Source organism: Streptomyces aurantiogriseus (assembly GCF_014649375.1).
Taxonomy (GTDB): domain Bacteria; phylum Actinomycetota; class Actinomycetes; order Streptomycetales; family Streptomycetaceae; genus Streptomyces; species Streptomyces aurantiogriseus.
On sequence record NZ_BMSX01000027.1, the window covers coordinates 70,827 to 93,084 of the forward strand.

19 protein-coding genes are annotated in these 22,258 nt (G+C 71.0%); 8 read left to right on the forward strand and 11 right to left on the reverse strand.

Annotation, left to right across the window (positions count from 1 at the left end; all coding sequences use genetic code 11):
* Nucleotides 1-223: 223 nt before the first annotated feature.
* From IE263_RS40055 to IE263_RS40070, 4 genes are all read right to left on the reverse strand, one after another.
* Nucleotides 224-847: a DoxX family membrane protein gene (locus IE263_RS40055; RefSeq protein WP_189943029.1), complete on the reverse strand. Its 624-nt coding sequence runs from the start codon at nucleotides 845-847 to the stop codon at nucleotides 224-226.
* A 152-nt stretch (nucleotides 848-999) separates the two neighbouring features.
* The gene (locus tag IE263_RS40060; protein ID WP_189943085.1) at nucleotides 1,000-3,384 is read right to left on the reverse strand and encodes a phosphoketolase family protein; all 2,385 of its coding nucleotides are present in this window, start codon (nucleotides 3,382-3,384) and stop codon (nucleotides 1,000-1,002) included.
* A 119-nt stretch (nucleotides 3,385-3,503) separates the two neighbouring features.
* Nucleotides 3,504-4,334 carry a universal stress protein gene (locus IE263_RS40065; protein ID WP_189943030.1) on the reverse strand — a complete coding sequence of 277 codons (831 nt, stop codon included), beginning with the start codon at nucleotides 4,332-4,334 and terminating at the stop codon, nucleotides 3,504-3,506.
* A 255-nt stretch (nucleotides 4,335-4,589) separates the two neighbouring features.
* The gene (locus tag IE263_RS40070; protein WP_189943031.1) at nucleotides 4,590-5,030 is read right to left on the reverse strand and encodes a pyridoxamine 5'-phosphate oxidase family protein; all 441 of its coding nucleotides are present in this window, start codon (nucleotides 5,028-5,030) and stop codon (nucleotides 4,590-4,592) included.
* 285 nt (nucleotides 5,031-5,315) lie between these two features.
* On the opposite strand from IE263_RS40070, the gene IE263_RS40075 reads away from it, so the two are divergent.
* Complete coding sequence (locus tag IE263_RS40075; RefSeq protein WP_189943032.1) at nucleotides 5,316-5,708, forward strand: STAS domain-containing protein; 393 nt, start codon at nucleotides 5,316-5,318, stop codon at nucleotides 5,706-5,708.
* A 16-nt stretch (nucleotides 5,709-5,724) separates the two neighbouring features.
* On the opposite strand, the gene IE263_RS40080 is transcribed toward IE263_RS40075, so the two are convergent.
* A complete protein-coding gene (locus tag IE263_RS40080) occupies nucleotides 5,725-6,726 on the reverse strand; it encodes an Acg family FMN-binding oxidoreductase (RefSeq protein WP_189943033.1) in 1,002 nt (333 codons plus the stop codon).
* A 315-nt stretch (nucleotides 6,727-7,041) separates the two neighbouring features.
* Here IE263_RS40080 and IE263_RS40085 point away from each other — a divergent pair, with 315 nt between their 5' ends.
* Nucleotides 7,042-7,623 carry an Rv1733c family protein gene (locus IE263_RS40085; protein WP_189943034.1) on the forward strand — a complete coding sequence of 194 codons (582 nt, stop codon included), beginning with the start codon at nucleotides 7,042-7,044 and terminating at the stop codon, nucleotides 7,621-7,623.
* Nucleotides 7,624-7,916: 293 nt separating this feature from the next.
* Here the strand turns inward: IE263_RS40085 and IE263_RS40090 are convergent, their stop codons facing one another.
* On the reverse strand, nucleotides 7,917-8,840 hold the full coding sequence (locus IE263_RS40090) for a carbamate kinase (RefSeq protein ID WP_189943035.1): 924 nt from the start codon (nucleotides 8,838-8,840) through the stop codon (nucleotides 7,917-7,919).
* A gap of 654 nt (nucleotides 8,841-9,494) precedes the next feature.
* Here IE263_RS40090 and IE263_RS40095 point away from each other — a divergent pair.
* The 3 genes from IE263_RS40095 (at nucleotide 9,495) to IE263_RS40105 (ending at nucleotide 11,715) form a co-directional block, all read left to right on the forward strand.
* Entirely contained in the window at nucleotides 9,495-9,959 is a 465-nt protein-coding gene (locus IE263_RS40095) for a cyclic nucleotide-binding domain-containing protein (protein ID WP_189943036.1), read from the forward strand.
* Between the two features lie 41 nt (nucleotides 9,960-10,000).
* Entirely contained in the window at nucleotides 10,001-10,705 is a 705-nt protein-coding gene (locus tag IE263_RS40100) for a CBS domain-containing protein (RefSeq protein ID WP_189943037.1), read from the forward strand.
* A 326-nt stretch (nucleotides 10,706-11,031) separates the two neighbouring features.
* Nucleotides 11,032-11,715 carry a universal stress protein gene (locus tag IE263_RS40105; protein ID WP_189943038.1) on the forward strand — a complete coding sequence of 228 codons (684 nt, stop codon included), beginning with the start codon at nucleotides 11,032-11,034 and terminating at the stop codon, nucleotides 11,713-11,715.
* Nucleotides 11,716-11,783: 68 nt separating this feature from the next.
* Here IE263_RS40105 and IE263_RS40110 read toward each other — a convergent pair whose 3' ends face one another.
* From IE263_RS40110 to IE263_RS40120, 3 genes are read right to left on the reverse strand one after another with little or no spacing between them, the layout of a single operon-like run.
* Nucleotides 11,784-12,281 (reverse strand): flavodoxin domain-containing protein, encoded by a 498-nt coding sequence (locus tag IE263_RS40110; RefSeq protein WP_189943039.1) that lies wholly within the window; start codon nucleotides 12,279-12,281, stop codon nucleotides 11,784-11,786.
* A 16-nt stretch (nucleotides 12,282-12,297) separates the two neighbouring features.
* Nucleotides 12,298-13,032 carry a CBS domain-containing protein gene (locus IE263_RS40115; RefSeq protein WP_189943040.1) on the reverse strand — a complete coding sequence of 245 codons (735 nt, stop codon included), beginning with the start codon at nucleotides 13,030-13,032 and terminating at the stop codon, nucleotides 12,298-12,300.
* Between the two features lie 13 nt (nucleotides 13,033-13,045).
* Complete coding sequence (locus IE263_RS40120) at nucleotides 13,046-15,739, reverse strand: bifunctional acetate--CoA ligase family protein/GNAT family N-acetyltransferase (RefSeq protein WP_189943041.1); 2,694 nt, start codon at nucleotides 15,737-15,739, stop codon at nucleotides 13,046-13,048.
* Between the two features lie 265 nt (nucleotides 15,740-16,004).
* Here IE263_RS40120 and ppk2 point away from each other — a divergent pair, with 265 nt between their 5' ends.
* Nucleotides 16,005-16,808, forward strand: a complete 804-nt coding sequence (ppk2, locus tag IE263_RS40125) for a polyphosphate kinase 2 (RefSeq protein ID WP_189943042.1) — start codon at nucleotides 16,005-16,007, stop codon at nucleotides 16,806-16,808.
* Between the two features lie 8 nt (nucleotides 16,809-16,816).
* On the opposite strand, the gene IE263_RS40130 is transcribed toward ppk2, so the two are convergent.
* Together IE263_RS40130 and IE263_RS40135 are read right to left on the reverse strand one after the other, a co-directional pair.
* Entirely contained in the window at nucleotides 16,817-17,722 is a 906-nt protein-coding gene (locus IE263_RS40130; RefSeq protein WP_189943043.1) for a universal stress protein, read from the reverse strand.
* A gap of 26 nt (nucleotides 17,723-17,748) precedes the next feature.
* The gene (locus IE263_RS40135) at nucleotides 17,749-18,654 is read right to left on the reverse strand and encodes a universal stress protein (protein ID WP_189943044.1); all 906 of its coding nucleotides are present in this window, start codon (nucleotides 18,652-18,654) and stop codon (nucleotides 17,749-17,751) included.
* Nucleotides 18,655-19,022: 368 nt separating this feature from the next.
* On the opposite strand from IE263_RS40135, the gene IE263_RS40140 reads away from it, so the two are divergent.
* Nucleotides 19,023-20,735 (forward strand): SulP family inorganic anion transporter, encoded by a 1,713-nt coding sequence (locus IE263_RS40140; protein WP_189943045.1) that lies wholly within the window; start codon nucleotides 19,023-19,025, stop codon nucleotides 20,733-20,735.
* 304 nt (nucleotides 20,736-21,039) lie between these two features.
* Nucleotides 21,040-22,254 (forward strand): globin domain-containing protein, encoded by a 1,215-nt coding sequence (locus IE263_RS40145; protein ID WP_189943046.1) that lies wholly within the window; start codon nucleotides 21,040-21,042, stop codon nucleotides 22,252-22,254.
* Nucleotides 22,255-22,258: the final 4 nt, after the last annotated feature.

Here is a 22,258-nt window from a genome sequence, read left to right on the forward strand (position 1 = left end):
CCTCACTCTGCACGCAGGATCTCTGCGCTTTCGATGCTCGTCGCTCGTGATGCCTGCCGGGAGGGCCTGTCGGCGTACCTGGGGCGCGCCATCGGTCCCTCGTCTGCCGGGCCGATTGGGCTCGGTCAGGCCGAACCCGGCATTACCTGGCTACCGGCGCACGAGCGACCGGGGCACCTCCGCCGACGAGCGGAGGTGCCCCGGTCCGACGAGCCCGCGGCCCTCAGAGCAGCCAGCGGTTGCGGCTGACGAAGGGCAGCCGCGCCCACGCCTTGCCCAGTCCCCAGGTGGCGCCGGCGCCCGCGGCCGCCAGGGCGATCAGGACGATCGCATAGATGAGGTGGTAGTCGGCGAAGGGGTTGGTCGACATGCTCGCCGAGCCGTCGGACAGGTGCTTGGCCGGCGGCCATTCGGCGATCCACATCAGCGCCATCATGGCGGTGCCGGCGACCGCGGCGAGACGCAGGCCGATGCCCGCGATCAGGGCGAGGCCGATGCCGAGCAGGCCGAGCATGAACAGCCAGTCCGCCCAGGCGTCCCCGGCCCAGTCGTGGAACGTGGACTCCATCGGGCCGACGGCGACCCCGCCAAGGAAGCCCTTGGTGGGCGAGCCGCCGTCGATCCAGCCGTTGCCTGACTGGGTGGCATAACCGAAGCCGAACGTCTTGTCCAGGAACGCCCACAGGAAGACGAAGCCGGTCAGGAGGCGGAGCCCGGCGAACACGTACGCACGGGTCGCCGTCGCGGCTGCGGTCGTCTCGTCGGCGGAGGCGGGAGCCGTCCGGTCCCTGCGCAGGGACGGGAAGCGGAATCCCAGGTGCCGGTGGGGGTGGTCGTGCACTGCCATGATGCTCATCCCTTTCGAGGGGTGCGACGCGCAGGTTGTTGGACGACTCTCGTTGCGCCTTCAATGTCCCGCGTCGTCGACGCCCGTCCGAGGGGCTGCAGGGCCCGGAGCGGGGGCCGAACGGCCCCCGCTCCGGGCCCTGTTGGCATCGGTCAGCCGTCCCAGGACCAGTCGGCGACCTCCGGCAGGTCGGTGCCGTGGACGCGGATCCACTCGTGGTGGCGCAGCCGGGCGTCCTCCATCTGCTGTCGTACGGCCGCGGCGCGCACCGCGAGGCCAGGAACTCGGTCGATGACGTCCATGACCAGGCGGTAGCGGTCGAGGTCGTTGCGGACGACCATGTCGAAGGGTGTGGTCGTGGTACCGATCTCTTTGTAGCCGCGCACATGCAGGTTCTTGTGGCCGGTGCGGCGGTAGGCGAGGCGGTGGATCAGCCACGGGTAGCCGTGGTAGGCGAAGATCACCGGCTTGTCCGGGGTGAACAGGCCGTCGTACTCGAAGTCACTCATCCCGTGCGGGTGTTCCTCGGCGGGCAGCAGCCGGGCGATGTCGACCACGTTCACGACCCGCACCGTCAGCTCCGGCAGGTGGGTGCGCAGCAGCTGGGCGGCGGCCAGCACTTCCTGCGTGGGAACGTCACCCGCCGCCGCGAGCACCACGTCGGGCTCCCGCTCGCCGTTCTCCGTGCCGGCCCACTCCCAGATCCCGGCGCCCCGCGCACAGTGGACCTTCGCCTGCTCCATCGTCAGCCAGTCGAAGCAGGGCTGTTTGCCGGCCACGATCACGTTGACGTAGTCGCGGCTGCGCAGCGCGTGATCCGCGACTGACAGCAGCGTGTTGGCGTCAGGCGGCAGGTAGACCCGTACGACCTCAGGACTCTTGTTGAGAACGTGGTCGACGAAACCGGGGTCCTGGTGGGAGAAGCCGTTGTGGTCCTGGCGCCAGACGTGCGAGGTCAGCAGGTAGTTGAGGGAGGCGATGGGGGCGCGCCAGGGCAGGCGGCGGGTGACGCGCAGCCATTTGATGTGCTGGTTGACCATGGAGTCGACGATGTGGACGAACGCCTCGTAGCAGGAGAACAGCCCGTGCCGCCCGGTCAGGAGGTAGCCCTCCAGCCAGCCCTGGCAGGTGTGTTCGGAGAGGATCTCCATCACCCGGCCATGCCGGTCCAGGTGCTCGTCCACCGGCAGCGTCTGCGCCTGCCACGCCTTGCCGCTCGCGTCGAAGACGGCCTGCAGACGGTTCGAGGCGGTCTCGTCCGGGCCCACGATCCGGAAGTCACGGCTCCCGCGGGTGGCGTGCATGACGTGTTCCAGCACGTCACCGAGAACGCGGGTGGGTTCGTGCAGGGTCGCGCCGGGCTTGTCGACGGGGACGGCGTACCGTTCCAGCGGCGGCAGGGGCAGTTCGCGCAGCAGGAGCCCACCGTTGGCGTGCGGGTTGGCGCCCAGGCGGCGGGGGCCTTCGGGGACGCAGGCCAGCACCTGCTCGCGGGGGCCACCGTGCTCGTCGAAGAGTTCTTCGGGCTTGTACAAACGCAGCCATGTCTCCAACTGCCTCAGGTGCTCGGGGTTGTCCCGCACGGCGGACAGCGGGACCTGGTGGGAGCGCCAGGTGCCCTCCACGGGCACACCGTCGACCTCGGCTGGGCCGGTCCAGCCCTTCGGGGTGCGCAGCACGATCATCGGCCAGTGCGACCGCTCGGAAACACCGTCCTCGCGCGCGCTGCGCTGGAGGAGCGCGATGCGGTCCAGCGCGTCGTCCATCGCGGCGGCCATCGCGCGGTGCACCGTCATCGGGTCGTCGCCGGTGACGTGGATCGGGACGTGGCCATACCCCCGCAGCAGGGCGTCGAGTTCGGACTCGGGGAGCCTCGACAGCACCGTCGGATTGGCGATCTTGTAGCCGTTCAGGTGCAGGATCGGCAGCACCGCCCCGTCGTGCATGGGGTCGAGGAACTTGTTGGAGTGCCAGGACGCGGCCAGTGGCCCGGTCTCCGCCTCGCCGTCGCCGATCACGCAGGCGACCAGCAGGTCCGGGTTGTCGAGAGCGGCTCCGTAGGCGTGCGAGAGGGAGTAGCCGAGTTCGCCGCCTTCGTGGATCGAGCCGGGTGTCTCGGGTGCGACGTGGCTGGGGACGCCGCCGGGGAAGGAGAACTGCCGGAACAGCCTCTCCATGCCGGCCGCATCGCGCGAGACGTCGGGATAGGTCTCGCTGTAGCTCCCCTCCAGCCAGGCATTTGCGAGCACCGCGGGGCCGCCGTGCCCAGGGCCCCAGATACACAGGGCGTCCTGGCCGCGAGCCTTGATGACGCGGTTGAGGTGGGTGTGCACCAGGTTCAGCCCGGGCGAGGTACCCCAGTGGCCAAGCAGCCGCGGTTTCACGTGCTCGGGGCGCAGCGGCTCGGTCAGCAGGGGGTTCGCCATGAGGTAGATCTGGCCGACGGACAGGTAGTTCGCGGCGCGCCAGTGGGCGTCCAGCGTCCTCAGCTCGTCGTCGGTGAGCGGAGCGGACGCCTGCTGCGTGTCGACGGACATCATGGGTCCCTTCCGGGTCGGGGTTCGGTTGGAGGTGCCTGCGGGTCCGTACCTCCTCACCCTCCCCCCACCCGCCGGGTGCCCGACAGGGCCGACCGGGCCATCCGCTGTGCCCGTCATCAGGTCGTCGGCACCAGCACCACAGGGCAGTGCGAGTGGTGCAACAAGACATGCGCGACCGGGCCGACCGGTGGACCGATCCGGCCCGCGCGGCGGCGCGTGCCGATGATCACGACGCCGGCCTCGCGGGTACCCGCCAGCAGGGCGTGGGCCGGTCCGGTGCGGACCGTGCGGCTGTCGACCTCGACCTCGGGATACTCCTCCCGCAGCCCGGCGATGCTGAAGCGCGGCACGGCTTCTTCCGCCCGGTCGCTTAGGGTCTGGCGCTCCTGGCCGGGGCTCGTCGCGGCCACCAGCGAGGGCAGTTCGGGCGTGGTGTGCCGGTGCGTCGCGGAGTGCACGACACGCAGCCGGGCCCCACGCCGGGATGCCTCCTGGAAGGCATAAGCGGCTGCGGCCTCATCGGCGTCGCTCTCCAGGCCGAGCAGCACCTCGCGCCCCTCGTCGCGAGGGTGATCCCCACGGGCGACCAGCAGCGGACCGTGCGCGTGCGCGGCCAGGCGCCAGCTCACCGAGCCGGCCAGCAGACCGGACACACCGCCGAACCCCCGGGTGCCCACGACGGTGAGCACCGCGCCCGCGCTCTCCCCTGCCAGCACCCGCACAGCGCCGCCCTCCACGGCCCTGGTCTCCACCGGCAGACCGGGATGACGCTCGTGGACCCGCGAGGCGGCCGACGCCAGAACCGGCCCCGCCTCGTCGCGGTCGGCCACGGCGTACACGATGCGCAACGCGGCGCCGCGGCGCACCGCCTCCTCGGCGGCCCAGTCCAAGGCCCGTACGGCGACCAGTGAACCGTCCACTCCAACGACCACATGAAGGTCAGTCATTGCCCTGCTCCCTTCTGTCTTCTGTTCCGTGCGCGGGATGTTCACCCCCTGGGGGCGCCGAGGGCGGTGACAAGATCGACGCTGGCCAGCTGGGTGTCGATCCCGCTGCGGCTCCACGGAGATGCTCGTCGTCCGCGGACGCTGCGGGCAGAGGCCGACGGAACCCGTCGGCACGCCGTACGACCCGTCCCGTCGGGGCCGTACGGCCCCGGACCCGGCCGAACGAGAAGGAACGGAAAGAAGGAGGAAGGACCTTTAGGCGGAGAGGTCCACCCCGTACAGGGTGCGTCCGCCGACGAGCTCACGCCCGGTGACCAGCTCGGGCTCGATGCGGACGAAGACCTCCTGCGGCGCGGGCACCCAGGAGACCGGGCCGGTGCGGGCCAGGCGCTCGTGTTCGGCGGGGTCGGTCACCACGGTGGCCGACCCCGTGACGACAACACTCCAGCCGGAGTGCCGCACCGCGTCGACCTCGTCCGCCTCAAAGGCGACCACCGCGCCGTCGATCGCGCGGACCAGCTCCGAAGCCGCCGAGGTGCGCAGCAGGACCGCGCCGTCGCCGTCCAGGCCGAAGTTCACCGGCAGTACGGCGGGCAGGGCACGGCGCGTGTAGACGATGCGGCCGACGGGCACCTTGGCCAGCAGCCGCAGGCACTCCTGCCGCCCGAGTTCGCGGAAACCGTCATTGGGGTACATCAGCCAGCCTGTCTTTCGCCTGATACAGCGGTACTGCGTCCTTCCACCCTGAGCCGGACGAGGCCCGGAGATGAGGGGCCATGGGTCCCGGCCGAGCCGGAGAACGACCCGTTGTCGCACCCTTGATCGGTGGGCCGCGAGGCCCGCCTGTCCGGAATGTTCTGGTGATCCTCGGACCGGTCGGCAGCTTCGCCCCCGACGGACAGGCCCGGCGGATCCATCGAAACCGGGCGGTAGGGCCGATCGGCCCTACCCGCACCTCGCCTTGCCCTGTTTCCTCAGACCATGTCCGAAATCGACCCCAGCTCCGCGCCTCACCACACGGAACACACCGTCGGTGAAACCACCGTCGTGGAGCTGCGCGGCGAGATCGACATCTTCACCGCGCCGTCCCTCGCGGCCCGGCTGGATGCCCTCACCGCCGACCAGCACCCCGATCTGGTCCTGGACCTGCGCTCGACCACCTTCATCGACTGCACGGGCCTCGGTGTCCTGTGCCGGGCACGGAACCGAGCCGAGGCCGCGCACGGGCGGTTGCGGCTCGTCACCGACAGCGTGCGCTTCCGGCGGATCCTTCGCGCCGTCGGCCTGGCAGGTGTCTTCGAGCTGCACCCCAGCCTGGGCACGGCCCTGGCCCGTGCACCGCAGGCCGTGATCGCGCCTGCCGCCGCGGGTTGATGACCAGGCGGATGGGCTAGCGACTCGCAAGCACGTCATCGAGCGCCATGCGCGGGGTGCGCCGTGGGCTCGCAGCGCCTTCGGGGCCGTATCCGAGACGGATGAGCATCTGCACATGATCGGTCCGCCCCGGCGTCGGGCTGAGGGAACTGCGTAGGTCCGGCCATTCCAATGCCTGATGCAGCAGGGAGGCACGCAGACCATGTGCCGTGGCGAGGAGCCACACGTGCTGGAGCGCTTGTCCGGCCCGCAGCCAGTCGGTGCGGCGGTCGTGTTCGGTGATCAGCACAGCAACGGTGGGTGTCGCCTCAAACGGTCGGGCGATCAGTCGCTCGGTGTGCCGCTGCGCGGTGAAGTCCCGCAGGGGAAGGTGTTCACGTGCGTCCTGGGGGCCGAGCACCGCCCGCGGCATGCCCACGTCGGGACCCGGCTCCAGGTCTCGGTGCACCAAGCGGCTGCTCTCCGTGGCGCGGTCGGTGGCGATGCGGTTGCGGCCCTCGGCCTCTGCGGTCAGGCGAAGCAGCCGTTCCGTCTCGACGGCGTCCGGGAACCAGAGCCGCGCGCCCTCCACACGGGCGGCTTCACGGAGTTCGTTGCGCAGATACGGCGACAGCGGCCGCCCCGAGAACGGGAGGCGGCTGCTGTGCCTGCGCCAGATCGCCTCGTACAGGTCGGCCCGGTGCTCCGTCGGGCGCCGGGCAACGGACCCTGCCAGGCGGACAATAGCGAGCAGTCCGGGGTCCTCCGGGGAGGGCAACAGGCGCCTGACCGGCGACCATCCGGAGTGCGCGATCGCGACCCGGAGATTCAAGAGGCACGCCCCCACCGAGAGATGCAGGGCGCGACCGGTCGGGTCCGTGTGCCGCAGGCCGCGTTCAGGGGCGGCGCGCACCTGGAACGTGGCCGACTCGGGATCCAGGCGGAAGCACCATGGCTGGGTGTTGTGGATCGAGGGCGCGGCGACCGCGGCCGACACGCAGGTCTCCGGAAATACGGCGTCCAAGGATGTGCTGTGCATGATGCCCTCCTCACGCGTCGGCGTAGGACAGGGGGTGCTGTTCTCCGAGCCTGGGCGCCCGGCCACGGCCCGGTGAGGGGCCGATGGTCCCGCCTCCGGGACCGGACGGGCCACACCTCACCGCGTGGGCGGCGTACGGGAACGCAGCCGTGGCGTCCCGTCCTCCAGTTCCCTGCGGGTATGGGCTGAACGGCCCAACATCAGCTGCGAGTTGGCCCCCGATCGGCCCTCTCGCGCTGCCTGGTCGGCCCCTGTCAGGGCTCGCTCCCGACTGTCACCTTCGTGAACGTCACGACGAGGACGAAGGGCAGACCGATGGACCGCAGCAGGCATATGAAGAAGCGGCTCTGGCGATGGCGTAACAACCCGCTCCGACGGCGGCACGACATCCTCGAGGCCTGGATCATGCTGGCCGTGTGGGCGGTCACAGCGGTGGGCGGTACCGTCGCCGGCCTGGTGACGGCCTACGCAGCCGACGAGGTGTTCGCCCGGCAGCGCGCCGAGCGGCATTCCGTGCGCGCTGTCCTCCTCAACGACGTCCCCCGGAACGTCCCGGCGGACGGAGCCACCAGTGACAAGACCTCCGCACGAGTCCGCTGGACAGACCCCGACGGCTCCGCCCACACGGACACGACCCTGGTGGACACCGGGCTGAACGCCGGATCCAGGATCGTCGTCTGGACGGACGGCCGGGGCGAGATCACCGCCGAACCGCCGAGTCCCACGGAAGCGGCCGTCGAAGCCGGCACCCTGGCCACCGCGGCCGCGCTCGCCTTCGCCGGCCTCGCTTTCGGCACCGGAACCCTCGCACGGTGGGGGCTCGACCGGCGGCGCATCGACCAGTGGGGCAGGGAGTGGGACCTGGTCGGCCCGCAGTGGGGCCACAAGACCGGGTGATCCATGCCTTGCTGCGGGAAGCGCAGCCAAGCCGTAGTAGCACGCGGGTGGTTCCGCCTCCGTAGTCGCGTCTTCCGTGGTCGCGGCGATCCGAGTCGCGCGACGACGGCTGCCCTAGTTGGGATCACCGGCCACGGTGCGCTGCCGACGTGCCTCCCAGATCGGCCCGTAGGTCCGCTGCGATGTGCGCCGCCGCTCCTCGATCGCTGTGAAATCGCGGAGAAGGCCGTTCCGGCGCCCCACCCCCTCGCGGCAAGCCATAGGGCCGTCCGGCCCGACGCGTCTGGCGGTTGTCAGCCGACGGTCAGGTCAGGGCGCACAAGGGTCCCCGACCTCCCGTGGACGATCTCGTACGCCGCGTCGAGGGCGCCGATGGCGGCCAGTGCTCCGGTGCGTTCGACGAACCGGGCGGCGGCCTCCGTCTTGGGGCCCATGGTGCCGTCGGGGTAGCCTCCGCGGCGCAGGTCGTCGGGGGTTGCGTCGAGGACGGGCTGCGGGTCGTGGGTGCCGTAGCCGGCGTAGACGCACGGGACGTCGGTGAGAATGAGCAGGAAGTCGGCCTTGAGGTCCTCGGCGAGGAGAGCCGCCGTGAGGTCCTTGTCGACGACCGCTTCGACGCCGTTCGCTGCGCCCGTGTCGCTGTCGGCGGTGACGGGGACTCCTCCACCGCCGGCGCAGATGACCAGGGTGCCGCCGCCCAGCAGTTCATGGATGGTCTCGGTCTCCAGGACCCGTTCGGGCGACGGTGAGGGAACGACGCGGCGCCAGCCCGTGCCGTCCTTGGCGATGTGCCAGCCGTGCTTGCGGGCGAGGGACTCGGCGATTTCGCGGGAGTACACCTGGCCCACGAACTTCGTGGGCCGGCCGAAGGCGGGATCGTCGGCCCGTACGAGGGTGTGCGTGACCAGCGCGGCGATCCGGTGCCCCGGCAGCGCGTCGTGCAGTGCGCGGACCAGCAGCGAGCCGATCATGCCCTGTGTCTGGGCGCCGAGCAGGTCCAGTGGATACGGAGCGCTCAGCGCCGGATCGGCGGCGCTCTCCTCGGCGAGCAGACCGATCTGCGGCCCGTTGCCATGGGTGACGACGATCTCGTGTTCCAGGGCGAGGCCGGCGATCGCGGTGGTCACCCGGTCGATGTTCGCCTCCTGAACGGCCGCGTCGGGGCGTTCGCCCCGGTGCAGCAAGGCGTTGCCGCCCAGGGCGATGACGATGCGCATGGCTTAGGTCCTCCGGGATGGCCACGAATGCAGCGCTGATGGTGCGGAGCCGGTTGCCTGGTCGAAGGCAACCGAGGCGGGCGAAGAGAAGAGACCAGCAGTGCCTTCGGGTGCCGAAGGCCGCAGGTGTTCAGGAGCTGACAGCCGGCCGGGTGCGGTGGCCGAGTAGGGCGGGCGGTGCATTCCCATGGCGTCCGGGTAGCCGGTGGCCGTCAGCGTCCTGCCGTTGACCTGGTGTGGCGGCTCCAGGCTCCCCCGGCTCACTGATGTACCGGGATCCGATCAGGTCGGCGGGGCGCCTCGGACGTCCCCACGTCGACCGTCCCCACGTCGGCATGACGCCGCTGCGTCCGTAGTGCCAGCGCGTCGAACAGTGCACTGAGTACGAAAGTGACCGCCGTGGAGACCACCAGGAGAACCGCGAACAGCCTCCAGAACTCCGAGTTCAGTGACGTGGTCACACTGCACACCCCCTTCTGCCGAGCCCTCTCTCGTCTTCATCGAACATCCGGGACCGTTCCGGCACAGGGTGCCGAAGGACCCGGACGTGGTGCCGGGTGGCCCGGCCATGGGGCCGGGTGGCCCATCGCCCGGCACGGGGCACGGGAGCACGCTGGACGTGGCAGGTTCGTACGCCCTGACTGGAGGCACGTCATGAACGCTCCCGCCACGGCCGGCATGCTGCAGGGGCTGCCCGCCGAGCACCGCCATCGGCTGATGCGCTTCGCCCGTGAGGTGTCGTTCCCGCAGGGCACCCGCCTTTTCGAGGAAGGCGGCAAGGCGGATCGGTTCTGGATCATCCGCACCGGCAGCGTCGACCTCGACATGCACGTGCCCGGCCGCCGCGCCGCCGTCATCGAGACCCTCCGACACAACGAACTCATCGGCTGGTCCTGGCTGTTCGCCCCGCACACCTGGCACCTGGGCGCCACGGCGACCAGCCCGGTGCGCGCCTACGAGTTCGACGCCACCGCGGTCCGCTCGATGATCCAGGACGACCCCGCACTCGGCGCGAGTGTCGCCCAGTGGGTGGGTGGTGTCGTCGCCCACCGCCTGCGCTCGGCCCGCACCCGGCTGTTGGACCTGTATGCCCCCTACGGCAGCGGCAGCCTCCTGTGACCGAGCCGACGGGTCGAAGTGACAGCGCCGAAGGAGGCACCATGCACGGCACCCCGCACATCGTCAGCGACGTGATGACCCACACCGTCGCCGCCATCGGCCGTGGCGCCTCCTTCAAGGAGATCGTGCGGATGATGCAGGACTGGAAGGTCAGTGCCCTTCCAGTCCTGGAAGGCGAGGGTCGGGTCGTCGGGGTCGTGTCCGAGGCCGACCTGCTGCCCAAGGAAGAGTTCCGCGACAGCGACCCCGACCGGTACACCCAGCTGCGCCGCCTGTCCGACCTGGCGAAGGCCGGCGCAGTGACCGCCGGGGAGTTGATGTCCTCACCAGCCCTCACCGTCCCCGCGAACGCGACGCTCGCCCAGGCCGCGCGGGCCATGGCACACGCCAAGGTCAAACGGCTGCCCGTCGTCGACGACTTGGGCATGCTGCAGGGCATCGTCAGCCGCGCCGACCTGCTGAAGGTGTTCCTCCGCGCCGACGAGGACATCGCGGAGGAGGTCCGCCGGGAGGTCGTGTCGTATCTCTTCCCCGCGTCGACGTCAGCCGCACGCGTGGCGGTGCGGGACGGGGTCGTGACACTCAGCGGCCGCATCCGGGACACGTCCCTGGTCCCCGTGGCGGCACGGCTGATCCGGGCCGTCGAGGGCGTCGTGGACGTGGAGTTCGACGTCTCCGAGCACGGCCGTTCCTCGGAGACGACCCCTGACCCGTCGAGTCACAGCGAGAACGCCTCACCGTCGTGAACCGCCCCGAGTGAACGTTGAAACATCGCGGCGAAGACCTGGCGGCGCTGCGCACGCCCCCGTCCAGCGCGCATCGTCCTTGCGGCGACCACCGCCGCTCCCCGTGGCTGCCTCGGGAGCTGAGTGCCGCCATGCCGACTGGACAGCGCGCGGGGTCGACGACTGCACGGTGCACCACACGCTTCGGCAACCTCCGGGAATCCCCGTCGAGTTCGGCTGACCCTCCTCCCACCGGGGTTACGGTTCGAGGCCGTTCGGCCCCTGCTCACGCCCGCAGGCACGCGCCAGGCTGGTGGCGTCTCGTTGCGGTGGAAAGGCGGACTGCCATGGAACAAGTGATTCTTGCCTCCAGCGACCCATCGGAGCCCAGCCGGACTGCGGCCGATTGGGCCGCGCACGAGGCACGGCTGCGCGGTCTGCCGCTTCGCGTGGTCCACGGCCAACCGCAGGAGGTGAGCGAGGCCAAGGTTGTCGTGTGCGGCCTGCGCCGGGAGGATGTCGCCGACTCCCAAACGGCCGGCACGCCCCTTCCTGCGAACGTCGAAGCCGCAGCCCGGCCGCTCGTGTTCGTCCCGGACGACATCTCCGGCCCTCTCCACTCCGAAGGGGTCACGCTCGGCGTGGACGCCCGGAACCCCGCGGCCGCCGCGATCGCCTTCGCCTTCGACAGCGCCCGGATACGAGGCTCACGCCTGCACGTTGTCCACGCCTGGTCGCTTCCCGCCAGTGCCGCCGAACTGCCTTTCGCCATACCAGAGGAGGACCGGGCCGCCTGGGAGGACCAGGAGGTGCAGCAGCTCGCCGATGCGCTGCAGCCGTGGTGTGAGAAACATCCGGAGATACCAGTGCTCCAGGACGTCGTCCTGTTCGCGCCGGCGCAGGCCCTGCTCCACTGTTCCGCGGGCGCCGCGCTGGTCGTGGTGGGGAGGAGGCCCGGCGCCGAGTGGAGGCACATCCTTCGGTCCCTGTTGCGAGAGGCCACGTGCCCCGTGGCCGTGGTGCCGTCGTAGGTGCGGCCATGCGGCGACCCCGGTGCCGGGCACCGGGGTCTGGGTGGCGCGGAGCATTCCGGCCCACCTTATGTGTGTGCCAGCTCGTCGGCGACATGTGCCGCCCACGTCTCGATCGCGGTGAAGTCGCGGAAGTCTCCGCCCTTTCCGTTGCGGAGGATCATTCGTGCGACCCATCCCTTGGCGCCCTCCTCCAGGCAGCCTCCGAAGGTGACGTGTTCCCTGGCGTCGAGCGCGACCATGGCCTTCTTCACGCCGGGTACGGGCGGGATGTCTTTCTCCGAGGCCGAGGCGTCGAGCGGGCCGCTGCTGAACAGCCACAGTGGGCGTTCGGCCAAGTCGTGGTGGTGCCGGCGGAGGAAGCGGCGGGCGTGCTTCTGCCAGCGTCCGGCGTACAGTCCGCCTCCGACCACCACGGCGTCGTACGACGCCACACTCGTGACGGACTGGGCCGGAAGGGCCTCGACCGTCAGGCCGTCCTTGCGCAGGACGTCGGCGATGGTTTCGGCGATCTGCTCCGTTGATCCGTTCGTGGTTCCGTAGGTGACCAACACGGTGCCGGTCATGGCGGTACGCCTCCTCTCACATCTTGCGCAGCCAGTCGTCGGCCACGCCGTGCAGCGCGTGCTCCTCGGTGCGCAGGCGCGCGTCATCCAGCCGATACGTGAGCCTGTCGACCACGCCGACCACACCGTCGATCCGTGCGGTCATCGACAGGGCGATCTCCGTCTCGCTCTTGCGTTCCATGTGGCCGGTGAGCGTGACGACGCCCTCCACCACGGACACGTCGATGCTGCGGGGCGGCAGCCACAGGGTGCGCCCCAGTACGTCCTCGATCACCTCATCGCGGATCTCCCCGTCAGGCCGCAGAAACACCTGGAGCAGGTCACGGCGGGTGACGATGCCGACCAGCCGGTCCGCCTCGTCGAGCACCGGCAGCCGTTCCACCTGATGCTGGGCCATGGTGCGGGCGGCCTCGACGATGGTGTCGTCGGCGTGCGCGGTGACGGGCGGCGCGGTCATGAGCCGGCCGGCGGTGCAGGCATGCGCCTTCGCCGCCTGCCGTCGGGCACCGCGCGTCAGCCCGGACAGGAACGCGAAGCGACGGCGCGGTTCGTACGGTTCGGGGGTGGCCGCCTGGCGTGCCACCAGGTCCGTTTCGGAGATGACGCCGATGACCTTGTCGTCCTCGTCGACCACCGGCAGCCCGCTGATCCGGTGGGCCGCGAGCAGTCGTGCGACCTCCTTGAACGGGGTGCCGTATGTGGCGCGGACTACGTCCGTGGTCATCACGGAGCCGACTTTGTGGTGCTTCATGTCCGTTCCCTCCTCAGCGGAGCCGGCGCAGATAGGGGTCCTGGGGCCTGCACGGCAGCAGGCGGATCCGCGCGTCCAGCACGGTGACGCCGCCCGGTGTCGCGAGGACCGGGTTGAAGTCGGTCTCAGCGAGCTGCGGCAGGTCCGCCGCCATGCGGGACAGCCGCAGCAGCAGCTGTTCCAGCTCCTCGAGGTCGACGGGTCCGCTGCTGTGCGCGCCAAACAGGAGCGGGGCGCAGCGCGGGGAGGTGATGAGGTCGTGCACGTCGTGGTCGGTGAGCGGGGCGAGGCGTGCCGCGTGGTCGGCCAGCACCTCCGTGGCCGTACCGCCGAGTCCGAACAGGACGAGCGGGCCGAAGACCTGGTCCTGGACGACGCCGGCGAACAGCTCGGTGGCTCGGTCGGCGAGCGGTTGCAGCACGACGCCGGTCATCAGCCCGGCGAAGCGGGTCTCCAAGTCGCGGAAGGCGGCCCGGATTTGGGAATCGCCGCGCAGGTCGAGGTGGACGGCGTGCTGCTGACTCTTGTGCACGAGTCCCGGCCAGTGGGCCTTCATGACCACCCGGCCATCGCTGCCGCGCAGCCGGTCGGCGGCCAGGACGGCGTCGTCCTCGGTCTCGGCCCAGGCCCAGGGGATCTGCGGGATGCCGTAGCAGGCCAGCAGGTCGGCGCAGGTGCGCGGGTCCAGCCAGCCGCCGTCGGGGTGTGCGGCGAGGTAGGTCTCGACGACGGTGCGGGCTCGCTCCGTCTCGACGCCGTCGAGGTCGGGGACGGTCCCGGCGGGGCGGGCGAGCCAGGCCGCGCGGTGGGCGGCGTGGGCCAACGCCCGTGCCGCCGCCTGGGGTTCGGCGTACGACGGGATGGTTCCGTCTTCCGCAGCGGGCAACAGCTCGACGGGCAGGCCCTGTTCGAGCCGTACCGCGGCGATCGGCTTCGCCCTGCGGCCGGGGGCGCGGGTGAGGGCCCGGACGAGGTCGTCACCGGTCGCCGCGGCGACCGCCGTGGGGACCAGAGCGACGAGGACGGCGTCGACGCCGCCGTACCGCATGATCCGGTCCACGCAGTCCGTGAGTTGTTCCTCCGTGACGGCGGCGGTGGCGTCGATCGGGTTGCCCACCGCAGCCCCGTCCGGCAGCACGGCGAGCAGGTCGTCGATCAGTTCCGGTGTGGGGTCCGGGAGCGACAGTCCGGCTTCGGCGCAGGCGTCGGCCGCGAGGACACCGGCCCCGCCCGCGTTGGTGACGATCGCCACGCGGCTGCCCGCGGGCAGTGGCTGCGAGTGCAACAGCGCGGCTGTCTCGAGGAGTTCGCCGATCGAGCGGGTGGCGGTGATGCCGGCCTGGGTGAAGAGCGCGCCGCGGGTCATGGTGCGGGTGGCGGCGGCCGCAGTGTGCGAGGCGGCGGCCCGCCGGCCCGCGTCGGTGCGGCCGGCGTCGACGGTCAGTACGGGCATACGGCGGGTCACGCGCCGGGCGGTGCGGGAGAACGCCCGCGGGCTGCCGAACGACTCCAGGTGCAGCAGGGCGAGGTCGGTGGTGCTGTCACTCTCCCACCACTGGAGCATGTCGTTGCCGCTGACGTCGTACTTGTCGCCGAGAGAGGCGAAGGAAGAGACGCCGATGCCGAGCCGGGACAGTCCGTCGAGCAGGGCGATGCCGACGCCGCCGGACTGTACGGCGACGCCCGCGGTGCCGGGCCGTGGATGGCCGGCTGCGAAGGTGGCGTCGAGGCTGAGCTCCGGGTCGGTGTTGGAGATGCCGAGGCAGTTGGGGCCGACGAGGCGCATGCCGTACGAACGGCAGGCCGCCAGCAGAGCGTGCGCCTCGCCGGCGTCCAGGCCCGCGGTGACGACGAGGAGGGCCCGTACGCCCGCCTTGCCGCACTCCTCGGCTGTCTCCGCGATCGCGGCGGCCGGTACGGCGAGCACCGCGAGGTCAGGTGTCTTGGGCAGGGCGCTGACCGACGAGTAGGACTGCACGCCGAGAATCGAGTGCGCGGCGGGGTTCACCGCGAACAGGCGCCCGGTGTAGCCGCCCGAGTGCAGCTGGTGCAGGATCGCCCGGCCCACCGAACCCGGCTTGCGCCCGGCTCCGACAACGGCGACCACCTTAGGCCGCAGCAGCGGCTTCAGGCTGGCGACGTCGGCGGCCCGGCCGCGTTCCTCGACCGCCGTGAGGTAGGTGTCGCTCTGGTCGAGGACGATGGTGCAGCGCACCTCCGGGCCCTCGAAGCGGCGGTCCGTGCGTAGACCGAGGTCGGCGAAGAGCTTCAACACCTCGTGGTTCTCACTGAGCGCGTCGGCCGTGAAGGTCGTGATGCCCTCCGCGCGGGCGGCCGAGACGAGGTGCTCGACGAGCAGGGTTCCCACGCCGCGGTGGTGTAGTCCGTCGGCGACGGCGATGGACACTTCGGCCGCGTCCTTCTCGTCCCCTGTGTCGTACTCGGCAAGACCGATCACCCGGCCCTGCGTCTCGGCCAGCAGCGCCCGGTAGCCGGGGCGGGACGGAGCGCAGGCCCGGTCGGCGGCCTGACCGGCCGAGCGGTGGCTCGCGGCGAAGAACCTCAGGCGCAGGTTCTCAGGGGACATCTCCTCGTACAGCCCCTCCAACTGGTCATGGTCGCTCGGCACCACGGGACGGATGCACACGGTGGTGCCGTCCGTGAGCAGGGCGTGGACGGGGGGTCGGTCGGTCACGTCGTGCGTCATCGCGGGACTCCTCCAAGCCTCTTGTCATTTCGAGCATCCGGCGGATCGGGGGGTGGTCCCATGGGCTGTCCGGGGGCGATGCGAGGGCCGGTAGGCCCAAGTTTTCGCCAGTCGTCCCCGGCGCGGACGTGGGAGGCGTGCCTGACGGTGCACGTTCAGGGTGCGCCGCTCCTTGCCGGTCATTGCGGTGCTGTCCCGGTCTGCGACCGGGCACCAGCGATTACGTTGAAGTCATCGACGTAAGCCATCGGGCGATGGAGGCGGCATGGCCGACAAGAAGGTGGCGAAGGTGCCGCGCGCGGCATACGAACGGGAACTGCTGCGCCTGCAGACGGAGCTGGTGAAACTGCAGGAGTGGGTGCGCGCTGAAGGCGTCCGGCTGATCGTGGTTTTCGAGGGGCGGGACGCGGCGGGCAAGGGCGGCACCATCAAGCGGGTCGCAGAACACCTCAACCCGCGTGTCGCCCGGATCGCGGCGCTGCCCAAGCCGACCGAACGCGAGCGCACTCAGTGGTACTTCCAGCGGTACGTCGAGCATCTGCCGGCCGCCGGGGAGATCGTGTTGTTCGACCGCAGCTGGTACAACCGGGCCGGTGTCGAGCATGTGATGGGCTTCTGCACCGAGGAGGAGTACCAGCTCTTCCTGTGGCAGTGCCCGATCTTCGAGCGGATGCTGGTGGAGGACGGGATCCTGCTGCGCAAGTACTGGTTCTCGGTGAGCGACGCCGAGCAGCAGGAGCGCTTCCGGCACCGGCTGGAGGATCCGACGCGGCGCTGGAAGTTGTCACCGATGGACCTGGAGTCCATCACCCGCTGGGAGGCGTACTCCCGGGCCAAGGACGAGATGATGGTGCACACCGACATCGCCGAGGCGCCGTGGTACGTGGTGGAGAGCGACGACAAGCGGCGGGCCCGGCTGAACATGATCGCCCACCTGCTGGGCTCGGTGCCGTACCGCGAGGTGCCGCCGCCGGTGCTCGAGCTGCCGCCCAGGCCGTCGTCGACCGGCTACGAGCGCCCGCCGCGCGATCTGCAGACCTACGTCCCCGATCACGCGGCGAGCCTCTGAGGCGCCGGTCAGGCGTCGTGCTCCCGGTGCGGTACGACGGCGACCGGGCAGGCGGAGTGGTGCAGTGCCGCGTGGGCGACCCGCCCAAGCTGGAGCCCGAAGTGCCCCTCGCGGCGCCGGGCGCCGACGACCAGCAGGTCGGCCTCGTGCGAGGCGTCCAAGAGCACCCGGCGGGCATGGCCCTCGACGGTGCGCCGGCGCACATCGATGTCCGCCGGGACGTCCTGCAACGCCGCTTCCAGTTCCTCGACCGCCCGCTCCTCGTGCAGACGGGCGGGTTCACCGGCCAGCAGCGGATGGTCGGTGGTCTCGTGTGCCGGGCACCGCCAGGCCCGTACGGCCTCCAGAGGCACACCGCGGCGCTGCGCCTCCTCGTAGGCGAATTTCACGACCGCCGACGCCTTGGCTTCCTCGCCGATGCCCACGACGACTCGACCGCGGACGGGGGGCGTGGCCTGGTTGTCGTGGCTGCCGCGCAGCACGATCACCGGGCAGTCGGCATGGGCGGCGACGGCCAGGCTGACGGAGCCGAGCAGCAGCTCGGCGATGCCGCTGCGGCCGCGCGTGCCCACGACCAGCGCGGAGGCGTTCCGCCCCTCGCGCACCAGGGCGTACTCCGGCTCCTCGAACACCACGTCGGCGGTCACCTTCAATTCGGGGTGCCGGGCACGTGCCCGCTGAGCAGCAGCGCCGACGACGTCCTGCGCCAACGGCAGCGCGGACGGCTTGCCGATGTCCCGGGCGAGCGCGGCACCCTCGTACCGCTCCCACAGGCAGGCGTACACCACCCGCAACGGCACCCCGCGCAGCACGGCCTCGTCGGCCGCCCAGTCGACGGCGCGCAGGCTCGGCTCGGAACCGTCCACGCCCACGACCAAGGGCTCGCCGAGGGCTCGTTCCACCGCTGCGTTCATGATCTCCACTCCTCCAGAGAATGCGTTCAGTCGTGCGCGACGACGGCCACGGGGGCGGTGGCGTGATGCAGTACCGCGTGTGTGACGGGTCCGATGTGGGCACCGATCGGGCTGCGGCGCGTCCGGCGACCGACGACGACCAGCGAGGCCTCGCGGGAGGCGTCGATGACGTGGTTGGCGGGGCTGCCGCAGCGGGACACCTCGACGACCTCGATCTCCGGGTACTTCTGCCGCCAGGGGCGCAGCACCCCCGCCAGCGCGGCAGCCTCCTGTCGGCCCAGTTCGGCGTTGAGCTCGGGGTCGGCGGGGAGGCCGTAGGCGAAGTAAGGCGGGAGGTTCCAGCCGTGCACGACCCTCAGCGCGGTGCCGCGACGGGCGGCCTCCTCGAAGGCGAAAGCGATCACCGCGTCATCGGGGTGGCCGGTGTCGAGGCCGAGGACCACGGGCCGGTACGCGGTGGCGGCGGACGGGATGCCCGCCGGATCCGCCTCGTGCTCGTCGGCGGCCTGCTCCCCGGCCCGCACCAGAACGACAGGGGTCTCCGTGTGCGCGATCACTGCCATGCCCACGGACCCGACAAGGAACCCCCCGATTCCGCTCAGCCCACGCGAACCGAGGACCAGCAGCTCGGCGTCCTTCGCCGCCTCGGCCAACGCATCCATCGGCCTGCCGGAAATCTGCTCCATCTCCACATGCACGCCGGGGTGGCGCAGGCGGAGGCCCTCGGCAGTCTCGCGCGGAATCCGCTCGCTCCAGTGCGCTTGCGTCTCGGCGCCCAGGAGCGGGGCCTGCGCCATGGGCTCCGGGACGGGTTCCCAGACGTGCACCAGCCGCAGCGGCAGGCCGCGCAGCTTCGCCTCACGGGCCGCCCACTCGGCTGCGGCGCGGCTCTCAGGCGAGCCGTCGAGGCCCACGATGACGTTGCGGGACATGTCGTCCACCTCCTGGTCGGGGTTCTGACTCCAGGGTGGCGACGAGGAGAGACGCGGTGCAGAGCCCGCAGGTCCCCGGTCTGGGACCGATAGGCCCCATCGGCCGAGGGGTCCCCGCCATCGCAGGGCCCGCGACGCCGGCCGTGCCAGAGCGGTACACGCGACCACAGCGAGGCTTCTGTCGAGCGGACCGAAGGTCACCAACCCGATCCGCCGAGAGTCGTGCGCTCGGAGCCGAACCTCGTCCGAGAACACCTACTGAAGCAAGGATCCGGTCTACCGGAGCAGCGGCACCCGCAGGCCGTTCGGCATCTCGCGGCCAACCAGGGTCCCGGAGGATCATGAGGTCCTTCGGCTCAAGGAGGATCATGTCCCAGAGCTCGGTCGGCCGTGCTCCAAGGTGGCGCCTCCTGGTGCCCGGGCTCGGTGTGCTGTTCGGCTATCGGCGCTCGTGGCTGCGGGGCGACGTCCTGGCCGGGGTGACGGTGGCCGCGTATCTCGTGCCCCAGGTGATGGCGTACGCGGGCGTGGCCGGCCTACCACCGGTCGCCGGACTGTGGGCGATCCTGCCGGCGCTTGCCCTGTACGCCCTGCTGGGTTCCTCCCGCCTGCTCTCCGTCGGCCCGGAGTCGACGACCGCGCTGATGACGGCAACGGTGGTCGGGCCGCTCGCCGCCGGAGATCCGGCCCAGTACGCAACACTGGCGGCCACCCTCGCGGTCGCGGTCGGCTTGTTGTGCGTGCTGGCATGGGCGGCGCGGCTCGGCTTCATCGCTGACCTGCTGTCCCGGCCGGTGCTGATCGGCTATCTGGCGGGCGTGGCACTGATCATGATGGTGGACCAGCTTCCCAAACTGACCGGTGTCCGGACGACAGGCTCGGCCTTCTTCCCCCAACTGTGGTCCTTCGTAGGGAACTTGTCGCGGCTCCACCTGGCCACGGTGTTGTTCGCCGTCGCGGCGCTCGGGGTCCTCTTCACAGTGGCCCACTTCTTCCGCACCATCCCCGGCCCCCTGCTCGCCGTGGTGTTCGGCACCGCAGCCGTGGCTGTCCTCGACCTCGACGACCAATACGGCATCAAGGTGATCGGCGACGTCCCCTCGGGCCTGCCCACCGTGGCCCTGCCGGACCTGGCCGAACTGCCGCACCTGGTGCTCCCCGCCCTGGGCGTCCTCCTGGTCGGCTACACCGACTTCATCCTCACCGCGCGGGCCTTCACCAAACGCGACGACGAGGGCCCGGGGCTCGACGCCAACCAGGAGTTCCTCGCACTGGGCGCGGCCAACCTCGGCGCGGGCGCACTGCACGGCTTCCCGGTCAGCAGCAGCGCCAGCCGCACCGCGCTGGCCTCCTCAGCCGGCGGGCACACCCAGGCGTACTCCCTGGTGGCCGGCGCGGCCGTCCTGTCGGTCCTGCTCTTCCTGAGCCCCCTGCTCTCTCGCACACCCACGGCAGTCCTCGGCGCGCTCGTCGTCTACGCGGCCGTCCGTATGATCGACCTGACAGGCTTCCGACGGCTGGCGTCCTTCCGCCGCCGGGAACTGCTACTGGCGCTCGGCTGCCTGGCCGGGGTGCTCGCCCTCGACATCCTGTACGGCGTGCTGGTCGCCGTCGGTCTGTCCGTGGCCGAACTGCTCACTCGGGTGGCCCGCCCGCACGACGCCATCGAGGGCCTGGTGCCCGGCGTGGCCGGCATGCACGACATCGACGACTACCCGCAGGCCCGCACCATCCCCGGCATGCTCGTCTACCGCTACGACTCCCCACTGTTCTTCGCCAATGCCGAGGACTTCCGCCGCCGGGCCCTCGCCGCCGTCGACGAACAGACCGAACCGGTCCACTGGTTCGTCCTCAACACCGAGGCCAATGTGGAGGTCGACATCACCGCCCTGGACGCGGTCGACGAACTCCGCCGGGAACTCGCCCACCGCGGCATCGTCTTCGCCCTCGCCCGCGTCAAGCAGGACCTGCTGGACGACCTGAGGGCGTACGGCTTGGTGGACACCATCGGCAGCGAGCGGATCTTTCCGACCCTGCCGACGGCCGTGGCCGCATACAGGAAGTGGCACCGCGATCAGTAGACGGGCCGGGGATCCGCCCTCCGCACCGCAATGTCTGCGGGGCGCCTGGCGAGGTGGTCGCTGTCGTCGTTGGCCCAGGACGGCTGCGGCGGACAGGGCCGACGGGAAGTCGTCCCGACGCCGTGCGGCCCTACGGCACAGTGGGTTGTGGGGCCGATGCGCCTGAATCAATGGGGCCCTTCGGCCCCTCTTCGCCCAGCACCGTGAAACAGCGCCGAAACGCGGCCAGGTGCCTGCTACACAGAAGGTGCCGCCCGAAGCGATGCGGCTGTCCTTCCCACCTCATCCCTGCCTGGGAGGCTTCATGCTGTCCGCAGAATCCGCCGCCGTGGTACGTGCGACCCTGCCCGCCGTGGGCGGCGCGCTCCGCGAGATCACGACACGCTTCTACGGCGCGATGTTCCGCGACCGGCCGGAACTCCTCGACGGAATGTTCAACCGCGGCAACCAGGCCAGCGGAGCCCAACGGCGCGCCCTGGCCGGCTCGATCGCCGGGTTCGCGACCGCACTGCTCGATGACCCGGACAGCCGCCCGGATACGCTGCTGGACCGGATCGCGCACAAGCACGCCGCGGTCGGGGTCACCGACGACCAGTACACGATCGTGCACAAGTACCTGTTCGGTGCGATAGCCGAGGTACTCGGCGACGCGGTCACCCCGGAGGTGGCGGCCGCCTGGGACGAGGTGTACTGGCTGATGGCCGGCGCCCTCATCGGCCGCGAAGCCCGCCTGTACCAGGACGCGGGCGTGGAGCCCGGCAAGGTGTGGCGACCGTGGACGGTCGTCGAGCGCCGCACCGAGACACCGGACGTCGTTTCCTTCGTCCTCCGCCCAGCCGACGGCGAACCGTCTCCGCGGGCACGGGCAGGCCAGTACGTGAGCGTACGGGTCCTGATGGCCGACGGGGTCCACCAGTTGCGCCAGTACAGCCTGTCCTCAGACCCGGGCGGGGAGCTGCGGCGCATCACCGTCAAGCGGGTCGCCGGCACGGCCGACGCGCCGGACGGCGAGGTCTCCAACCTCCTGCACACCCAGGTCCAGGAGGGCGACGAACTGACGCTCTCCGCTCCCTTCGGGGACGTCTTCCTTGACGACCCCGCCGACGCCACCACTCCGGTCGTCCTGGTCTCCGCGGGCATCGGCGGCACCCCGATGACCAGCATCCTGGCCCATCTCACCGCCCTCGGCTCGACCCGCCCGGTGCTGGTCCTGCACGCCGACCGCTCCCCCGCCGACCACGCACTGCGCACCGAGACGGGCGAGCTGGTCGGGCAACTGCCGGGCGCCCGCGCGGTTTTCTGGTACGAGCGCCCCGGTCCGGAGGAACCCGACGCCCGCGAGGGTCTGATGAACCTCGACGGGATCGAACTGCCCGAGAACGCCACGGTGTTCCTGTGCGGCCCGCTGCCATTCATGCGAAACATACGCGGCCAGTTGCTGGGCGCCGGTGTTCCGGCACAGCGCATCCGCTACGAGGTCTTCGGACCCGACCTGTGGCTGCCCGGCCCGGCGGCCTGAACGA

Excerpts from the sequence above, each read along its gene's own strand:
- IE263_RS40070 (WP_189943031.1), bottom strand. The coding sequence starts at position 5,030 with ATGTACCCCAATGACGGTTTCCGCGAACTCGGGCGGCAGGAGTGCCTG.
- IE263_RS40055 (WP_189943029.1), bottom strand. The coding sequence starts at position 847 with ATGGCAGTGCACGACCACCCCCACCGGCACCTGGGATTCCGCTTCCCG.
- IE263_RS40085 (WP_189943034.1), top strand. The coding sequence starts at position 7,042 with ATGGACCGCAGCAGGCATATGAAGAAGCGGCTCTGGCGATGGCGTAAC.
- IE263_RS40080 (WP_189943033.1), bottom strand. The coding sequence starts at position 6,726 with ATGCACAGCACATCCTTGGACGCCGTATTTCCGGAGACCTGCGTGTCG.
- IE263_RS40145 (WP_189943046.1), top strand. The coding sequence starts at position 21,040 with ATGCTGTCCGCAGAATCCGCCGCCGTGGTACGTGCGACCCTGCCCGCC.
- IE263_RS40115 (WP_189943040.1), bottom strand. The coding sequence starts at position 13,032 with ATGAAGCACCACAAAGTCGGCTCCGTGATGACCACGGACGTAGTCCGC.
- IE263_RS40140 (WP_189943045.1), top strand. The coding sequence starts at position 19,023 with ATGTCCCAGAGCTCGGTCGGCCGTGCTCCAAGGTGGCGCCTCCTGGTG.
- IE263_RS40135 (WP_189943044.1), bottom strand. The coding sequence starts at position 18,654 with ATGTCCCGCAACGTCATCGTGGGCCTCGACGGCTCGCCTGAGAGCCGC.
- IE263_RS40065 (WP_189943030.1), bottom strand. The coding sequence starts at position 4,334 with ATGACTGACCTTCATGTGGTCGTTGGAGTGGACGGTTCACTGGTCGCC.
- IE263_RS40120 (WP_189943041.1), bottom strand. The coding sequence starts at position 15,739 with ATGACGCACGACGTGACCGACCGACCCCCCGTCCACGCCCTGCTCACG.
- IE263_RS40060 (WP_189943085.1), bottom strand. The coding sequence starts at position 3,384 with ATGTCCGTCGACACGCAGCAGGCGTCCGCTCCGCTCACCGACGACGAG.
- IE263_RS40100 (WP_189943037.1), top strand. The coding sequence starts at position 10,001 with ATGCACGGCACCCCGCACATCGTCAGCGACGTGATGACCCACACCGTC.
- IE263_RS40130 (WP_189943043.1), bottom strand. The coding sequence starts at position 17,722 with ATGAACGCAGCGGTGGAACGAGCCCTCGGCGAGCCCTTGGTCGTGGGC.
- IE263_RS40105 (WP_189943038.1), top strand. The coding sequence starts at position 11,032 with ATGGAACAAGTGATTCTTGCCTCCAGCGACCCATCGGAGCCCAGCCGG.
- ppk2 (WP_189943042.1), top strand. The coding sequence starts at position 16,005 with ATGGCCGACAAGAAGGTGGCGAAGGTGCCGCGCGCGGCATACGAACGG.
- IE263_RS40075 (WP_189943032.1), top strand. The coding sequence starts at position 5,316 with ATGTCCGAAATCGACCCCAGCTCCGCGCCTCACCACACGGAACACACC.
- IE263_RS40095 (WP_189943036.1), top strand. The coding sequence starts at position 9,495 with ATGAACGCTCCCGCCACGGCCGGCATGCTGCAGGGGCTGCCCGCCGAG.
- IE263_RS40090 (WP_189943035.1), bottom strand. The coding sequence starts at position 8,840 with ATGCGCATCGTCATCGCCCTGGGCGGCAACGCCTTGCTGCACCGGGGC.
- IE263_RS40110 (WP_189943039.1), bottom strand. The coding sequence starts at position 12,281 with ATGACCGGCACCGTGTTGGTCACCTACGGAACCACGAACGGATCAACG.